This window comes from Chryseobacterium daeguense DSM 19388 (assembly GCF_000430825.1).
Lineage (GTDB): Bacteria > Bacteroidota > Bacteroidia > Flavobacteriales > Weeksellaceae > Chryseobacterium > Chryseobacterium daeguense.
In genome coordinates this window covers 119,632-134,415 of the sequence record NZ_AUMT01000011.1, presented here as the reverse complement: position 1 = coordinate 134,415, position 14,784 = coordinate 119,632, and the positions used below count along the sequence as shown (strand labels likewise).

Below are 14,784 nucleotides of genomic sequence, written 5' to 3'. Positions count from 1 at the left end.
TACAAAAGGCTTTAGCCGAAGCTTAAAATAATAAACTTTACCTTTTATCAGTCAAAAAAAAATTGAATTCTGCTTTAAAAATCGCAAATTTGCATAACGTAGAATATTATCATAATTTAGTAAACAATCAAGTAAAAAAAATTGATGGTTTTTGTAACGGGTGCAACCGGAATTTTGGGCAGAGTAATTGTTTTGGAGCTCCTTAAAAAGGGCAAAAACGTACGTGCTTCTAAAAGAACGGGAAGCAATATAAACGAGGTAAAACATTCCTATACATTTTACACGGATGATCCTGAAGGTTTTTTTAATAAAATTGAATGGATAGATGTGGATTTTAATGATATTAATTCCTTGCAGGATGCATTAAAGGGAGTTGATGAGGTATACCACTGTGCCGCAAAAGTAGGCTTTCATCCCAATGATGAAAAAGAAATGCACCGCACCAATGTAAAAGGAACGGAAAATCTTTTTTATGCCTGCGAAAATTCTGAGGTGAAAAAATTTCTGCATGTAAGTTCTGTAGCTGTTTTGGATGGTTTTAATGAAAAAGGGGAATTAGATGAAAACTCTGACTTTAATCCTAAGCTGTACCATTCTGCCTACGGAATATCCAAGCACCTTTCTGAAATGGAAGCTTGGAGAGCTTCTGCAGAAGGTCTAAACGTAGCTGTTATAAATCCCGGAATGATCATCGGTACAGGAAGCTGGAGCCAGAGCAGCGGCCAGATATTTCCTGTTTTCGAAGAGAATCCGTTTACTTTTTCCGGCGGTTCTGCTTATGTGGATGTAAGAGATGTAGCGGCCATTGCGATAGAGCTTATGGAAAGAAATATTTTCGGGGAACGTTTTATTCTGGTTTCAGAAAATAAAAAGTATGAAGACATTGGTAATCAGATCAGGCAAAAGCTGGGCTTGAAAAAAGCAAAAGTATTGTCCAGATCTTTATTAAACCTGGGAAGAGTTGCCAATTTTCTTTTAGGATGGCTGATCCCGAAATTACAGATGGTAACGAGATCCAATATTGAATCCGTATCATCATTCAACATTATTTCTAATGAGAAAATAAAAGAGAGGCTTGATTATCAGTTTATTCCTGTTTCGGAAAGTATTGATTTTCATTTAAATAATTATATTAACGATAAAAAAGGGAAGAAATGAATCTTGCAGAGGCAATTATCCATAAGAATGTAGAAAAACATCCTGTAAAATCTGCAATCGGCTTTAAAAAGAAAGATGCAGGATGGAAAGAACTGAGCTGGAAAAAATTCAGTGAAATTATTTTTAAAACAGCGAATTCACTGAAAAATGCAGGAATTCAGGAAAATGATAAAGTAGCTATTTATTCTGATAATTCTTCGGAATGGATGATTTTTGATTTGGCGGCAATAGCCATTGGTGCGGTTACCGTCCCCATTTACTCTACAAATAATGCTGAGCAGGCAGAATATATCATCAAAGATTCCGGGGCAAAAATAGTTCTGATAGGAGATCAGCAGCAATATGACGGGTGTCTGGAAGCCTTACATAAGGAAGATAATGATCTGCAAACAATTATTGTTTCTAAAAAAGCCGTTTGGATCAAAAAAGAATTCAGCAGCTTTTATCTTGAAGATTTTATCGCAAAATCATCCACAAAACTTGAATTCTGTAAAAAAGAATATGACGATGTAGCTACTCTCATCTATACTTCAGGAACTACCGGAACCCCAAAAGGAGTGATGCTTACCCATGGTAATTTTATCAAAGCTTTTGATGCTCATTTTGAATTTTTTAAGTTTAAAAATTTTGAAGAAGAGCTTTCACTGGCATTCTTACCTTTAAGCCATGTATTTGAAAGAAGCTGGAGCCTGCTTTGCCTGTACGGTGGGGCAAGGGTTTATTTCCTTGAAGACCCAAAAAATATAGCCTCGGCTCTTGAAGAAGTAAAACCGACTATGATGTGCGCAGTTCCGAGGTTTTTCCAAAAGGTCTATGCCGGTGTTCTGGAAAAGGCGCAGGAAGGTTCATCATTAAAGAAAAAAATATTCGATTGGGCCATTGAGACCGGTTCCCAGACTGCGGAATTGAGAAGAAATGAAAAACCGATACCTTTTGGTTTAAAAATAAAAGAATCCATAGCAGAGTCATTGGTTTTCAGTAAAATAAAAGAAAAAATGGGAGGCAGGCTTTGGTTCCTGCCATGTGGCGGTGCATCTTTGTCGCCGGAAGTTACGAAGTTCTTTGAATCTGTGGGAATTCACATTACGGTTGGCTACGGTCTTACTGAAACGACTGCTACTCTCACTCTTTTCCCGTTGACACATTTTGAGCACGGAACGAGCGGAAAACCTTTGCCGGGCGTAGAAATCCGAATTGGTGAAGGAGACGAAATCCAGGCAAAAGGAAACGGAATCATGAAAGGTTACTACAAAAAACCGGAAGAAACGCAAAAGGTTTTTACCAATGACGGCTGGTTCAAAACCGGAGATGCAGGGAAAATTGATGATCATGGAAATCTGATTATTACCGACAGATTGAAGGATCTCATGAAGACTTCCAACGGAAAATACATTGCACCGCAGCAGATTGAAAATCTTCTGACCAATAATAATTTCATTCAGCAGATTGTCCTGATTGCAGAAGGAAGACAATTTGTGTCTGCTTTAATTGTCCCAAATTTTGAATTTTTAAGTGATTTTATTAAAAAGAATAATATTCAGTTCAGCAATTGGGAAGAAACCGTAAAAAACGAGAAGATTATTAGTTTTTATAAAGAAAAAATTAAAGAGCTTCAAGAACATCTTTCCGACTATGAAAAGGTGAAAAAATTTACTTTAATGCCTGCAGAATTTGAAATCAGTACTGGAGAAATTACCCCTACATTGAAGGTGAAAAGAAATGTAGTGCTTAAAAAATATGCGGATTTAATTGAAAAAATGTATTAAGACTTAATTTTAATTGAGACCTGAAATACAATAAATAATATACAGGAGCTTTGAAAATAGCACCATCAAAATTATGACAACACAAGAATTTCTAGGAAAAAAAGATTTTACGATAAATAATCTGACAGTTTCTGAAAGCTGTCCGTCAAACATTGCCCTGATCAAATATTGGGGAAAGTATGACAACCAGATTCCTGCTAACCCAAGTATCAGCTATACCCTAAATCATTGTAAAACCAATACTACAATGGAATTTTTAGCAGATGAGCCGTTTTCTGTCCAAACGTTTCTGGCCGGAAATGAAGAAGTAAAATTTGCTGAAAAAATTGAAAAATACTTTAAAAATATAGAGCAGTACCTTCCTTGGATTTTAAAAGGAAAGTATATTATAAGAACTGAAAATACCTTTCCGCACAGCTCCGGGATTGCCAGCTCGGCATCTGGTTTTGGAGCTATTGCAAAATGTTTAATGAAGCTGGACGAAACTTTTTCAGGTCAAAATGCTGAAGAAGAATCACTGAGGAAAGCTTCTTTCTTAGCAAGATTAGGCAGCGGAAGTGCCTGCCGAAGCCTGTACAACGGATTGGTAGTCTGGGGTGAATCTCAGGTAAAAGGAAGCTCAGACTTATTTGCTGTACAATATCCGAATGATGAGATTCATGAGATTTTTAAAAATTTTAATGATTGGGTATTGTTAATTCATGAAGGGCAGAAAAGCGTTTCATCTACGGTAGGACACGGTTTGATGAAATCAAATCCTTATGCAGAGAGAAGATTCCAGGAGGCCAGAGAGAATTTTGAGCCTATGAAAGAGATTCTTAAAAGTGGAGATATGCAGCGTTTTATTAAATTAGTAGAACATGAAGCATTGACCTTGCATGCAATGATGATGATGAGCGACCCAGCATTTATTTTAATGAAAACGGGAACATTAGAGGTCATTAATAAAATCTGGGATTTCAGAAAGGAAACGGATTTGCCTTTATTTTTTACGTTGGATGCAGGTGCAAATGTTCATCTTTTGTTCCCGAATAATGGTTCTGAGGAAAAAATTAAAGCATTTATCGAAGCTGAATTATTACAGCACACCCAGAAAAACGGAGTGGTGAAAGATGTAATGAGATTTTAGAATTGGGAAAAAAATATATATGCAAAAACGGACTTTTAGTTCGTTTTTTTAATTTGCGGGCTTAGATTCCTGTGACAAATTGTTTGTAATTTATCATAAATTCTATTCAGTAACCACTGCATCCCTGTTACCGTCTTCCTTTTTACCTTCCTGAATCATTTCCTCAGCTTCGGCTTTTTCCTTTTGCGTGGCACCGTCAATTCTTTCTTCTTGTTCACCATTTTCATGGTCTATGAAAAATTCACAATAAACCGGAAGATGGTCTGAGCCAAAATTTTCCAGTGTTTTTAGCTCTTCAATAAAAATATTTTCGCTGTGAAACATTAAATCGATCGGAAATCTTAAAAGCTGGTATTTTGCATGAAAAGTCGACACAAAAGAGCGCCCGATTCTGGGATCAATCAAATGGCTGGTTTTCCTGAAAAGAACGGATGATTTCGACCAGGCAACATTATTAAAATCACCTACAACAATCACCTGCTTATTAATTTTTGTAACTCTTTTCGCTGTGCTCAGAAGGTCGCCGTCTCTTTCTTTGGATGTTTCTTCTTCGGTTGGGCTCGGTGGTGGCGGATGAATCCCAAAAAATACAAATTTAAAGCCGTCATCAGTTTCCAGATGTGCCTCAATGGTAGGAATATCATCGGCAACAAAATAATGCGTTTTCGATTCGTCAATTTTAATTTTAGAATAAAAATGCATTCCATACGTATTTTCCAGCGTCACCTTGTGATGATAAGTGTATTTTTTTTCCAGAGTCTGAAGGGCTTTCTCCCAGTCGCTGTTGCTTTCCATGGTTAAGAAAAAATCGGGCTGAAATTTTTCTATAAGGTTGATAAAACGATTGTATTCTTTATTGAACTGATAGACATTCGCTGAAATAAATTTAATCTTTTGTGATGAATCGCCGTGTCGTGAATATTTTTTAACGGGGTAAAGCGGTGTGTATTTTACAAGCGTTACGCTGTGATGGATCAGCATGATTAGTAAAAGAAGCTGATAATACCACAGATTTACATAATCTCCTGCGAAAAAACCAAAAATAAATGTAAAAAGTATAATAAAGGTGATCTGTATTTTTCCAAATTCAGGAACCCGGAATATCCAGTGAGAATTTTGAATTTTTGGGAGTAGGGTTAAAATTAACGACAATACAGTCAGAATCAGGTAAGCTGTCCACATGTTTATTAAATAATGATAAATTTAATTTATTTTTTACAATTTTTCATACATCTTGATTTTAAACTTTTCAAATTATTGTAAAAAGGAATATTTATTTTTCCTATTTTTATTCATCTGACTTAATTAAGATGAATATGAACAAAATATGTATGACTGCTGTGCTATTCGGGGCATTCTGTTTTGGGCAGCAAACTCAAAATCAGGAAGTGGAAAAACCAATCAGGAACCTTTTTCTGGCAATGAAAAATGCAGATCCGGAATTATTAAAATCAACTTTCTCCGAAACGGCAATTCTCCAGACCATTACGAAAGACGGCGTAAAAAATGAGGAGATTAAAGATTTTATTGCTTCCATTTCCAAATATTCTAAAAATGACCTGGACGAAAGGATTACTATTGAAGCTGTTCATACAGATGGTAACCTGGCGAGTGTTTTTACACCTTATTCTTTTTATTTTAAAGGAAAATTTTCTCATTGCGGAGCCAATAGCTTTCAACTGATCAAACAAAATGGAGAATGGAAAATCCAGTATTTAATTGACACGAGAAGAAAAGAAAACTGCAAAGAAATTAAATAAAGCCTGAAATGAAAATTCATCATATAGCCATCATCTGTTCAAACTACGAAATTTCGAAAAAATTTTATACAGAAATTCTTGGCCTCAAGATCGTCCGAGAAGTGTATCGTGAAGAAAGAAAATCTTATAAGCTTGATTTAGCCATTGGAGATCATTATGTAATTGAACTATTCTCATTTCCAGATCCTCCGCAAAGGCCGTCGCGTCCTGAAGCCTGTGGATTAAGGCATCTTGCTTTTTCGGTGGAAAGTGTAAAACAAAAACGGGAAGAATTAATTCAGAAAGGATTAACCTGTGAAGAAATAAGAACAGATGAGTTTACCGGGAAAGAATTTTTCTTCACAACAGACCCGGACCAGTTACCACTGGAATTCTACGAAGAATAAAAAAATTGATTAATATAGTATAAGGTTAATTTTAAACCCTAAACCCTAAACCCTAAACCCTAATGCGCGTATCCTGTAAAAAAGCTGATCGCCATAATAGCCAGCACAATAGAAGAAATCAGAACGTAGATATAATCTTTTTCTTTCAGATACCCGATTAATGCGAAAACAATTCTCATTAAAGGCGTAAAGATGAGAAGCAAAATACCCAGCTGAATGATGGCCATTCCTTCCCCTTTACAAAGCGAATGCCAGAAATCTCCCCACACTTTCTCTGATGAGGAGCCCATATCAAGGCTTGTGTATTTTTTAGGCATTTTAAAGCCTTCCGTAAAAAGCTTGATAAAACCAGCCAGGGAAGTTATTACAGACAGTATAACGCCAAGTCTCAGAAGATTTCCTACGGAACGGTTCAGATCTACATCGGTGAAGTTCTTTTTCATTATCTGAAGCTTTTATTAATACCGTTATACATCATGTAGATCGACAGAATTGTGATGACAATCGCAAAGAAAGTCTTCAGTTTTTTCGTCTTTGAAACCATCAAAGTTTTTGAGCCGATGAAGCTTCCTACAACCACGCCTATCAGTACGGGAGCTACAATTACAGGAACTATTTCACCTCTCTGAAAGTAAATCAGGGCACTGGCAACCGCCGTTACACCGATCATGAAGTTACTCGTAGTAGTAGAAACCTTGAAAGGCAGTCTCATCATATTGTCCATCGCAAGTACCTTCAAAGCTCCGGAACCGATACCAAGCAGGCCGGACATTGCCCCTGCAAACATCATCATCATAAATCCGGGAACTGTATTTCTTGCAGAATAGCTTTTCAGAACACCTTTGTCCGGAAATGTTCCGTATAATTTTAACTTTTCCTCCAGGCTACCCTTGATTACGGATTCCTGGTGATCCGGTTTTCCTTTTAAATTTAAAATAACTGTCAGAAGAAGAATACTTGCGAAAATAATTCCGATAGTATTTGGATTCAGCATTCCGGAAATCAGGGCCCCGATGATAGCGCCCGCCGTTGTGGCGATCTCTAAAAACATCCCGATTCTCATATTAGTAAAACCTTCCTTCACGAAGGCTACAGCAGCACCGGAAGAAGTCCCGATTACGGAAATAAGTGAAGCACCAATGGCATAATGCATAGGAACGCCGAAACCCAGCGTTAATAAAGGAATGATGATAACTCCTCCTCCTAAACCGGTCAGTGAGCCCAAAAGCCCTGCCGAAATTGCTCCAAGGAAGAGAATAATAATTTCTGACATGCTACAAATATAAAACTATTGGCTTACTCTGCCAAACGTTTAAAAAAGATAAATTTGATGTATTTTTGCATAAACAAAACTTAAGATGAAATTATTTTATATAATATTGGGCGCAACGCCGAAGGGAAGGAATATTGAGCAGCACGATGTTTTTTTCGGAATCGCGGAAAGTATGAAAGATCTTGTTCCGGATATTAAGGATTTCTGGAAGGAAGCGGACGGAAAAATCCACGTAGATTGTTACCAGGAAGTGAAATTTGCGGATGGTTATGAAGTGAAAATAGTTGATAAAGGAAACAAAACTTCAGAAGAGCAGCTGTATTTTATCAATTTAGGAGGCTACAAAAAAGGCTTTTTTGAGGAATTCCATGAGCAGCATTTGATGGTAGGTAATTCTATGGCGGATATTGTGAAGAAGGCAAAATCTACGGAATTTTATAAAACCATGGGATTTGAAGGTGCTGTGAGCCATATTGACGATAAGCACGGGGTTGATATTGATGATATTTTTAATGTAAATGATATTCTGCCAGAAAGAATGAAAGAAAAATATTCAATCTCATTAGTAAAATCGGATGCTCAAAATCAGGAAAACCCGATGGGACTGGGTTATTTGAAAATTGATAAAATATAATAAAACTGTGTGGTCTTTGTTAAGTGAAACGCCTTTGTGAGCTTAAAAGCATAAAGTACTTTAAATAAAACCTTTGCGAACGTTGTGTTTAAAAAAGTTTTAAAATGAAATAATTTAAAATCTAACTAGAAAAATAAAAAGTTAAAAATGAAAATAGGAATTTTAGGAGGAGGACAGCTGGGAAGAATGCTGATCCAAAGTGCTTTAAAATATGATGACGAATTTTATACGCTGGATCCTGCTTCTGATGCGCCCTGCCACAATATTTCTTACTTTACACAGGGAAATTTCAATGATTATGAAACGGTTTTGAATTTCGGTAAAGATAAAGAAGTGGTAACTATCGAGATCGAACATGTAAATGCCGATGCTTTGGCAGAATTAGAAAGCCAAGGCATAAAAGTAGTCCCGAATTCTAAAATTATTAAAACAATCCAGCAAAAAATCCTTCAGAAGGAATTTTATAAAGCCCACAACATTCCGAGCCCGGAGTTTGAAGTGATGGACGGAAGTTCAGACGAGATCAAGATGCCGCTGCCTTTTGTACAGAAAATGAATACGGGTGGATATGACGGAAAAGGGGTACAGGTAATTAAAGACGAAAATGATCTTAAAAACCTTTGGTTACAGGATTCCGTTCTTGAAAAACTGGTAGATATTGATAAGGAGCTTTCCGTAATCGTGGCCAGAAATGAAAACGGGGAAACCAATACTTTCCCGATCACGGAAATGGTTGCAGACCCGAAGCTGAATCTTCTGGACTTTAATGTTTGTCCGGTTTTGTTAACGGAGGATGTTCAGAATCAAATTAATTCAATTACGGAAAAATTTTTGAGTGCCATTAATTCACCGGGGCTTTTTGCCATCGAATTATTTTTGGATAAAGAAGGAAAAGTCTGGGTAAATGAAACCGCACCGAGACTGCATAATTCCGGCCATCAAAGCCAGGAAGGCAATGCAAACTCACAGTTTGAGCAGATGTACAGGGTAGTGAAAAATCTACCGCTGGCCGATACAGATGCTATCACGTACAGCGGTATGCTGAATCTTGTAGGTGCAGAAGGCTTTGCCGGAAAAGTAATCTACGAGGGAATGGAGGACGTGCTGAAATTGCCGGAAACCTACATCCATCTCTATGGGAAAACGGAAACCAAGCCCGGCAGAAAAATGGGACACATCAATGTTCTGGCAGATTCCAGAGAAGAGCTCATGGAAAAGCTGGTGAAAGTGAAAGGTATGGTAAGAGTGATTGCGAAATAGTTTTACTTTAAATATTAAAGACTGCGGGAGAGCAGTCTTTTTTTATTTTATAAATTTTTGAGTTTTAGGTTTTATTATTAAATCTTTACTCAAATTAGGAAAATATTTGATCATCATTTCTTTTGATTTTCCGGATGTATCAATAAACTTCCAGTTTTTACCATTATCCACAGAAATCCCAATCATTGTATATTCAGCCAACATTTTACCTTTAGGGGTTTTCATTATAATTTCCTGAGTGATAGTAAACTGTGTTTCATTATTTCTTTTAATGAAATTTGAAGGATCTTTAAACTTTAAATCAGAAAAGTAAAAGCCATCATTTTCCATCTTAGCTATGGAGCTTTTGGTCATTTGTATCATTTTTGCTTTCCCTCCAGAGATTTTAATGACCTCGGGATAAATAAAATTTGCAAATTCTTCATAGTTTTTTTGAAGGAAAAATTTTCTAAGTAATTGTAATTGAATATTAAGATTTTGATTTTTAGTTTGTGAAGTTAGAAGATTAAATGTACCTAAAGAAATTAAAATGGCTAAAAGGATTTTTGTTTTCATATATAAATTTGATTGGAAAGATAAGAAATAATCACTTTACTATAAGATAAACTCCTATTGAATTCTCTGTTTTTTAAACATTTCACGATTATAATTAATCACAAAAACTCCTAAGATAATCAGTACAGCAGCAATCACAAATTTAGTGGAAATCTCTTCATCTAAAATCAGCCAGCTTAAGAAAATCGAAATAATGGTGTTAACATAAGCTAAAATGGAAACCTGTACCGGGGAAACTTTCGTGAGTGCATAATGAAAGGCAAAAAACGCCGCCACAGAGCCAAAGCAGGCCAGATAAATCATAGCGGAAATGCTTCTGAAATTCCAGTTTTCAAAGTTATAATTTTCAGAAAAAAGAAATGCAAAAACAATCTGTACAATACCCGCAAAAGCAAACTGGTAAAATAAATTCAATGAGATATTGGAACTCTGGATGTTTAGCTTTTTAGTATAAATTGTTCCTGACGCCCAGCCTAAAATGGCAATGAACAAAAAGAAAATTCCCAATGCATATTCAGGGTTTTCAAGATCATCAAGGCCGTCCCAAAAGATCAGCACAATCCCGCTGAAACACATCAAAACTCCTACAAGTGCCTTAAAGCTGAACTTTTGAAGACCAATCGCCACACTTCCCAAAAAAACAATAATCGGAGAGCAGGCACTGATCAGCGATGTCAGGCTGCTGGTGACGGTTTCTTCGGCAACGGTGGTCATACCGTTTGCTATGATAAGCATTAATGTTGAAAAAATAATCTGATATCCCAGGTTTTTCCATCCGATCCACTGAAACTGCTTACGGTAAAGTAAAATCAAAAGCATGATAATGGCAGCCAAAAACTGACGGATTCCCGCCACAAACCAGGCCGGAATAGTTTCCACCGCGATACGGATGGAAAGAAAAGTAGTTCCCCAGACGATGGCTACGGTGAGGATGGCAAGAGTAAGCTTGTAATTTTTCAGCATAGTATTAGCAATTAACAAAGATATTAACTTTACCAAAGGTCTGATGGTAACAGTTTCTGAAAATTTTTAGGTAACAGAACAACTTTTGCGCCTTTTTGCATTTAAGCTTATTAATTTTTTATCTTTGAGCATCAAATAAATTGAAGAATGGTAGGAATTATTATGGGAAGTCAGAGCGACTTACCGATCATGGAACAGGCAGCAAATTTTTTACAATCTTTAAACATTCCTTATGAGCTCACCGTAGTTTCCGCGCACAGAACTCCGGAAAGAATGTTTGATTATGCAAAAACGGCCCAGGAAAGAGGTTTGAAAGTCATCGTTGCAGGAGCAGGAGGAGCAGCGCATCTTCCGGGAATGGTGGCAAGCTGTACTACTTTGCCGGTGATTGGTGTTCCTATTTTATCAAGCAATTCTATTGACGGCTGGGATTCTGTACTTTCAATTCTTCAGATGCCGGGCGGTATTCCTGTTGCCACTGTCGCATTGAACGGTGCCCTGAATGCAGGAATTTTAGCAGCGAAAATTATCGGAAGCGCAGATGAAAAAGTAGCAGCCCAACTTCAAAAATACCAGGAAACCCTGAAAGATAAGGTTTTGGGTACTGTGGATGATATCAAGGCTCAGCATCCGAATGGATATGATAAATAAGTGAATGGTGAATTGTGAATTTATACTGCGATTAAAAATTGACGGTGAAACGAATTGACAATCCACAATTCACTAAAAAGCCTCACGTTTTGTGAGGCTTTTAGCTATTTTCATTTTTTAATAAACTTAAAATTTTCTATCTTCTCTTTGGAAACAATCTGCAAGATATAATTTCCTTTAGGCAGTGCGCTTACATTAATCATTTCAGAATCTGTTTTCCCGCTATCAACAATTCTTCCGCTTGCATCCAGAATTTTAAAGCTTTGCGCATCATGAATGTCTTCAATATGAATATTATCCTGAGCCGGGTTAGGGTAGATAGAACCTTTTCTTCTCAAGCCTGCTTCAGCAATGGAAAGAAAACAGCTTCCGGGTACATCACCATTGAAAATCCAGCCTTTACCAATTAAAATATTTCTTTTGTTAACGGCATTTGCTGCATATTGTAAGGGAAGTGTAAAACCCAAATTAACATTGTTGGCGGTATTGGGATTGTCTGCCCATCCGGCCAAAGATTTACTGTAGTTTTCGCAACTAAAGCCGGCATAGCTTAAAAATCCTGAAGCGTCATTCAGCATAGCCAAATTCCAGCTGGCAAGGGACTGGTTGAAAATACTTGCTCCTGCAAACATAGAATTCGTACGCATTGTTTTAGACACATTCCACGTATCAAGATTCTGGTTGAAAGAGGTGCACCCATGAAACATATGTGAAAGATTGACAACATTAGAGGTATTCCAGTTTTTTAAAGGCTGATTAAAAACCGGGATGAAGTGAAACATAAAAGCCATATCAGTTACCTTAGAAGTATCCCAATTATCCAGTCTTTGATTAAATTCTAAACAGCTGGCAAACATCCATCCCATATTGGTGGCATTCGACGTATTCCAAGTATTCAGCGGCTGATTGAATTTTTTTCTGTTCATAAACATGCTGTTGAAATTGACTGCAGCTGAAGTATTCCAGCTTACAAGAGAAGGCGGATTAAAGTTATCAATCGCTGCAGGATAATCACCCTGATGAGCAAACATAAAGCTGAAATCCTGAATATGAGAGGTGTCCCAATTCCCCATAGAAGATGCTCCCAAAAAGTTATGAGCATTGTGGAACATAAAAGAAGCATCGGTAACATTGCTCAGGTCTGGAGCATCTGTTGCGGTAAGCTGTATAAGGCGGCAGTTGCTGAAGGCACTGTTCATCGATTCCCAGCTGATATTTCCCCATTGTTCAATTTCAAGGATTTTGTCTGCACTTCCGTAGATCGTCCAGATGGGAAAAATACTATCAGGAAGAGGAATGAGGGTGGCTGCTCCAAATTTTATTTGCCTGAAAATTCCGTTTCCGTTGCTCACTTTTACTCTGTAAGTTGCAGAGGTAACATCATTTAAAGAATTTCCGAAATCGATAAGAACCTGTGATGTTGAGGTTACATCAGTCATTGTTCCGTTATGCGCCGGAAATCCGACTTCTTCCCAGGTTATGGTATAATTTTCCCCGATTCCAGGAAACCAGATTTGATTAGGAGCAGCCTGAGACGGGGCATCAATATTTATAAGAGGTGTTGTATGGGGAAGCCCGGGCTGCCATATGGTGATGAATTCGTTTTGTGCTTTCATAATTTGGAATAGAAGAGAGCACAAGGCTAATATTAAAAACTTTTTAAACAGATTTGCTGAGGGTAATTTTTTATGCATATCAATATTTTGTGAAATAAGTGTCGCAAAAATAAGAAAATGTATAAAATTTTGAATAGTTTATTGAAATAAAAAGAAAAATTTAACAAAAATAAATTTTCTGAAAAGATTTATTAAATAAAAACTCTCCAAAATTGGAGAGTCGCTTATTATTCCTGAATCATATTGTCCCGTGTGTTCTTCTGCACTGCAATGGCCCCGAAAAGAGCGAGTAGAAAAGCGAATCCGTAAAAACCTTTTTCACTTGGAAGAATAGTGGCATTCCACAATCCTATAGCCAGCAAAACAATAGAAGATAATGTTGCAAACCAACAGATACCGTAATAGATATCCGTAACCTTAATGTTTTCCAGCCTGTCGCGAACTGCTTTCTGTAAAGAAACTACCGCAAACAAACCATATAATAGGATTGTGAAATAATATCCTTTCTCATTAAGCTGCATTTCCGCTCTAGCAAGACCTACAATAAAACCTATCATCCCTGCTCCCAAAGCGACCCAGGATGCTGCAACGAATGCATTTGAAACATTTTGTTTTTTCATGTACTGTTTTTTATTAAAGGATTCAAAGATATAATTTTTCTTTGATTGCCGGCAATAACTCCAATTCTGGAATTTTATTGTGTATAATTTACTTTAATTGAATGGTAAAAATCCCCTCCTCTGCAGGGGTGGCAAAAATAAGAATTTTTGACGGGTGGTTAAAATGTGAATAATCAATTATTGAATTATATATTCGTAATTATATTTTACATAGCTATTGCCATTCGCATCTCTTCCTATCACCTGAGTAGGTAATTGAAAGCTGTTGTATTGCATCTCATAAGTGTTATTTTGATTCGGAACCCAATTCCCCGCATTATCCTTATAGCTTATTTTCTCAGAAGTATAATTATTAGGACTTAAAACGTAAGCACCTCCCATGGAAATTCTCAAATACTTATTGACGTGAGAGAAAGGGTTTAACTTATCATCATACGAGAACTCTCGTTTTGTTGAGACTGAAAATGTACCACTTAACAAGGAAGTTTCTACCGAAATATTATCGCCGATGTAAGCATATGAAGAAGTGCTTGGACTATTGCAGTTAGTGCCCTGACAAAGGCTGGAGCCGGTAACCTTGCCATTGATGTAGGTATAAGTTATTGTCCTGTTATAATCAGGATTAGTGTAAATGGACTTAGTGGTTGTAAGCTGTTCACCATTATAAGTATAGGTAGAATAGTAGTCTAAAGTGCCATCTGCTTTATAATAATTTGTTTTTATGGGCTTGCCGGAAGCTTCATATTCAAAAGATGAAGCCCTTCCTTCAGATAGAATTTTAATCAATTGCCCCTGATTATTGTATTCTAATGTCGCCACATTGGTTTGGGGATTAGCCGGATTGTCGTAATAAACGGTCGTAATTTTACTTAATAGTATTTTCGGTCCGTTTGGATTGTTTGTTCCGTCTGTTTCATCATTGCTGCTGCATCCGGTAAGTAATGTAACTGAGCCAATAATACTCAGGAAGAGTTTTTTGTTCATCTTATTTTTTTAATCCGCCAAAAATAAGA

The 14,784-nt window shown here is 36.8% G+C and carries 16 protein-coding genes; 8 read left to right on the top strand and 8 right to left on the bottom strand.

Features of this window, described 5'->3' with window-relative positions; all coding sequences use genetic code 11:
* Positions 1-144 precede the first annotated feature (144 nt).
* From H560_RS0114010 to H560_RS0114000, 3 genes are all read left to right on the top strand, one after another.
* Positions 145-1,158, top strand: a complete 1,014-nt coding sequence (locus H560_RS0114010) for an NAD-dependent epimerase/dehydratase family protein (RefSeq protein WP_027380630.1) — start codon at positions 145-147, stop codon at positions 1,156-1,158.
* Positions 1,155-2,924 carry an AMP-dependent synthetase/ligase gene (locus H560_RS0114005; protein WP_027380629.1) on the top strand — a complete coding sequence of 590 codons (1,770 nt, stop codon included), beginning with the start codon at positions 1,155-1,157 and terminating at the stop codon, positions 2,922-2,924. Before H560_RS0114010 ends, H560_RS0114005 begins: the two co-directional genes overlap by 4 nt.
* Positions 2,925-2,997: 73 nt before the next feature.
* The gene (locus H560_RS0114000) at positions 2,998-4,053 is read left to right on the top strand and encodes a diphosphomevalonate/mevalonate 3,5-bisphosphate decarboxylase family protein (RefSeq protein WP_027380628.1); all 1,056 of its coding nucleotides are present in this window, start codon (positions 2,998-3,000) and stop codon (positions 4,051-4,053) included.
* Positions 4,054-4,155: 102 nt separating this feature from the next.
* On the opposite strand, the gene H560_RS0113995 is transcribed toward H560_RS0114000, so the two are convergent.
* Positions 4,156-5,235, bottom strand: coding sequence for an endonuclease/exonuclease/phosphatase family protein (locus tag H560_RS0113995; protein WP_027380627.1), 1,080 nt, complete (start codon positions 5,233-5,235; stop codon positions 4,156-4,158).
* Positions 5,236-5,369: 134 nt separating this feature from the next.
* Here H560_RS0113995 and H560_RS0113990 point away from each other — a divergent pair, with 134 nt between their 5' ends.
* Together H560_RS0113990 and gloA2 are read left to right on the top strand one after the other, a co-directional pair.
* Positions 5,370-5,813 carry a nuclear transport factor 2 family protein gene (locus H560_RS0113990; protein ID WP_027380626.1) on the top strand — a complete coding sequence of 148 codons (444 nt, stop codon included), beginning with the start codon at positions 5,370-5,372 and terminating at the stop codon, positions 5,811-5,813.
* An 8-nt stretch (positions 5,814-5,821) separates the two neighbouring features.
* A complete protein-coding gene (gene gloA2, locus H560_RS0113985) occupies positions 5,822-6,199 on the top strand; it encodes an SMU1112c/YaeR family gloxylase I-like metalloprotein (RefSeq protein ID WP_027380625.1) in 378 nt (125 codons plus the stop codon).
* Positions 6,200-6,258: 59 nt separating this feature from the next.
* Here gloA2 and H560_RS0113980 read toward each other — a convergent pair whose 3' ends face one another.
* Positions 6,259-6,642, bottom strand: coding sequence for a DUF1634 domain-containing protein (locus H560_RS0113980; protein ID WP_027380624.1), 384 nt, complete (start codon positions 6,640-6,642; stop codon positions 6,259-6,261).
* A complete protein-coding gene (locus H560_RS0113975) occupies positions 6,642-7,472 on the bottom strand; it encodes a sulfite exporter TauE/SafE family protein (protein WP_027380623.1) in 831 nt (276 codons plus the stop codon). Before H560_RS0113975 ends, H560_RS0113980 begins: the two co-directional genes overlap by 1 nt.
* Positions 7,473-7,557: 85 nt before the next feature.
* On the opposite strand from H560_RS0113975, the gene H560_RS0113970 reads away from it, so the two are divergent.
* Both H560_RS0113970 and H560_RS0113965 read left to right on the top strand, forming a co-directional pair.
* On the top strand, positions 7,558-8,106 hold the full coding sequence (locus H560_RS0113970; RefSeq protein ID WP_027380622.1) for a DUF1543 domain-containing protein: 549 nt from the start codon (positions 7,558-7,560) through the stop codon (positions 8,104-8,106).
* A 147-nt stretch (positions 8,107-8,253) separates the two neighbouring features.
* Positions 8,254-9,366: a 5-(carboxyamino)imidazole ribonucleotide synthase gene (locus H560_RS0113965; protein WP_027380621.1), complete on the top strand. Its 1,113-nt coding sequence runs from the start codon at positions 8,254-8,256 to the stop codon at positions 9,364-9,366.
* 42 nt (positions 9,367-9,408) lie between these two features.
* Here the strand turns inward: H560_RS0113965 and H560_RS0113960 are convergent, their stop codons facing one another.
* Both H560_RS0113960 and H560_RS0113955 read right to left on the bottom strand, forming a co-directional pair.
* Positions 9,409-9,921, bottom strand: a complete 513-nt coding sequence (locus H560_RS0113960) for a hypothetical protein (RefSeq protein ID WP_027380620.1) — start codon at positions 9,919-9,921, stop codon at positions 9,409-9,411.
* A 54-nt stretch (positions 9,922-9,975) separates the two neighbouring features.
* Positions 9,976-10,881 (bottom strand): DMT family transporter, encoded by a 906-nt coding sequence (locus H560_RS0113955; protein ID WP_027380619.1) that lies wholly within the window; start codon positions 10,879-10,881, stop codon positions 9,976-9,978.
* A 150-nt stretch (positions 10,882-11,031) separates the two neighbouring features.
* Here H560_RS0113955 and purE point away from each other — a divergent pair, with 150 nt between their 5' ends.
* Complete coding sequence (gene purE / locus H560_RS0113950; RefSeq protein WP_027380618.1) at positions 11,032-11,535, top strand: 5-(carboxyamino)imidazole ribonucleotide mutase; 504 nt, start codon at positions 11,032-11,034, stop codon at positions 11,533-11,535.
* Positions 11,536-11,645: 110 nt separating this feature from the next.
* Here the strand turns inward: purE and H560_RS22465 are convergent, their stop codons facing one another.
* From H560_RS22465 to H560_RS0113935, 3 genes are all read right to left on the bottom strand, one after another.
* On the bottom strand, positions 11,646-13,151 hold the full coding sequence (locus H560_RS22465; RefSeq protein ID WP_051289338.1) for a BspA family leucine-rich repeat surface protein: 1,506 nt from the start codon (positions 13,149-13,151) through the stop codon (positions 11,646-11,648).
* A gap of 227 nt (positions 13,152-13,378) precedes the next feature.
* Entirely contained in the window at positions 13,379-13,771 is a 393-nt protein-coding gene (gene yiaA, locus H560_RS0113940) for an inner membrane protein YiaA (RefSeq protein WP_027380617.1), read from the bottom strand.
* Positions 13,772-13,948: 177 nt separating this feature from the next.
* A complete protein-coding gene (locus tag H560_RS0113935) occupies positions 13,949-14,755 on the bottom strand; it encodes a hypothetical protein (protein WP_027380616.1) in 807 nt (268 codons plus the stop codon).
* Positions 14,756-14,784 lie beyond the last annotated feature (29 nt).

Excerpts from the sequence above, each read along its gene's own strand:
- H560_RS0113975 (WP_027380623.1), bottom strand. The coding sequence starts at position 7,472 with ATGTCAGAAATTATTATTCTCTTCCTTGGAGCAATTTCGGCAGGGCTT.
- gloA2 (WP_027380625.1), top strand. The coding sequence starts at position 5,822 with ATGAAAATTCATCATATAGCCATCATCTGTTCAAACTACGAAATTTCG.
- H560_RS0113960 (WP_027380620.1), bottom strand. The coding sequence starts at position 9,921 with ATGAAAACAAAAATCCTTTTAGCCATTTTAATTTCTTTAGGTACATTT.
- H560_RS0113995 (WP_027380627.1), bottom strand. The coding sequence starts at position 5,235 with ATGTGGACAGCTTACCTGATTCTGACTGTATTGTCGTTAATTTTAACC.
- yiaA (WP_027380617.1), bottom strand. The coding sequence starts at position 13,771 with ATGAAAAAACAAAATGTTTCAAATGCATTCGTTGCAGCATCCTGGGTC.
- H560_RS0113935 (WP_027380616.1), bottom strand. The coding sequence starts at position 14,755 with ATGAACAAAAAACTCTTCCTGAGTATTATTGGCTCAGTTACATTACTT.
- H560_RS22465 (WP_051289338.1), bottom strand. The coding sequence starts at position 13,151 with ATGAAAGCACAAAACGAATTCATCACCATATGGCAGCCCGGGCTTCCC.
- H560_RS0113980 (WP_027380624.1), bottom strand. The coding sequence starts at position 6,642 with ATGAAAAAGAACTTCACCGATGTAGATCTGAACCGTTCCGTAGGAAAT.
- H560_RS0113970 (WP_027380622.1), top strand. The coding sequence starts at position 7,558 with ATGAAATTATTTTATATAATATTGGGCGCAACGCCGAAGGGAAGGAAT.
- H560_RS0113965 (WP_027380621.1), top strand. The coding sequence starts at position 8,254 with ATGAAAATAGGAATTTTAGGAGGAGGACAGCTGGGAAGAATGCTGATC.
- H560_RS0113990 (WP_027380626.1), top strand. The coding sequence starts at position 5,370 with ATGAACAAAATATGTATGACTGCTGTGCTATTCGGGGCATTCTGTTTT.
- H560_RS0114005 (WP_027380629.1), top strand. The coding sequence starts at position 1,155 with ATGAATCTTGCAGAGGCAATTATCCATAAGAATGTAGAAAAACATCCT.
- H560_RS0114000 (WP_027380628.1), top strand. The coding sequence starts at position 2,998 with ATGACAACACAAGAATTTCTAGGAAAAAAAGATTTTACGATAAATAAT.
- H560_RS0114010 (WP_027380630.1), top strand. The coding sequence starts at position 145 with ATGGTTTTTGTAACGGGTGCAACCGGAATTTTGGGCAGAGTAATTGTT.
- purE (WP_027380618.1), top strand. The coding sequence starts at position 11,032 with ATGGTAGGAATTATTATGGGAAGTCAGAGCGACTTACCGATCATGGAA.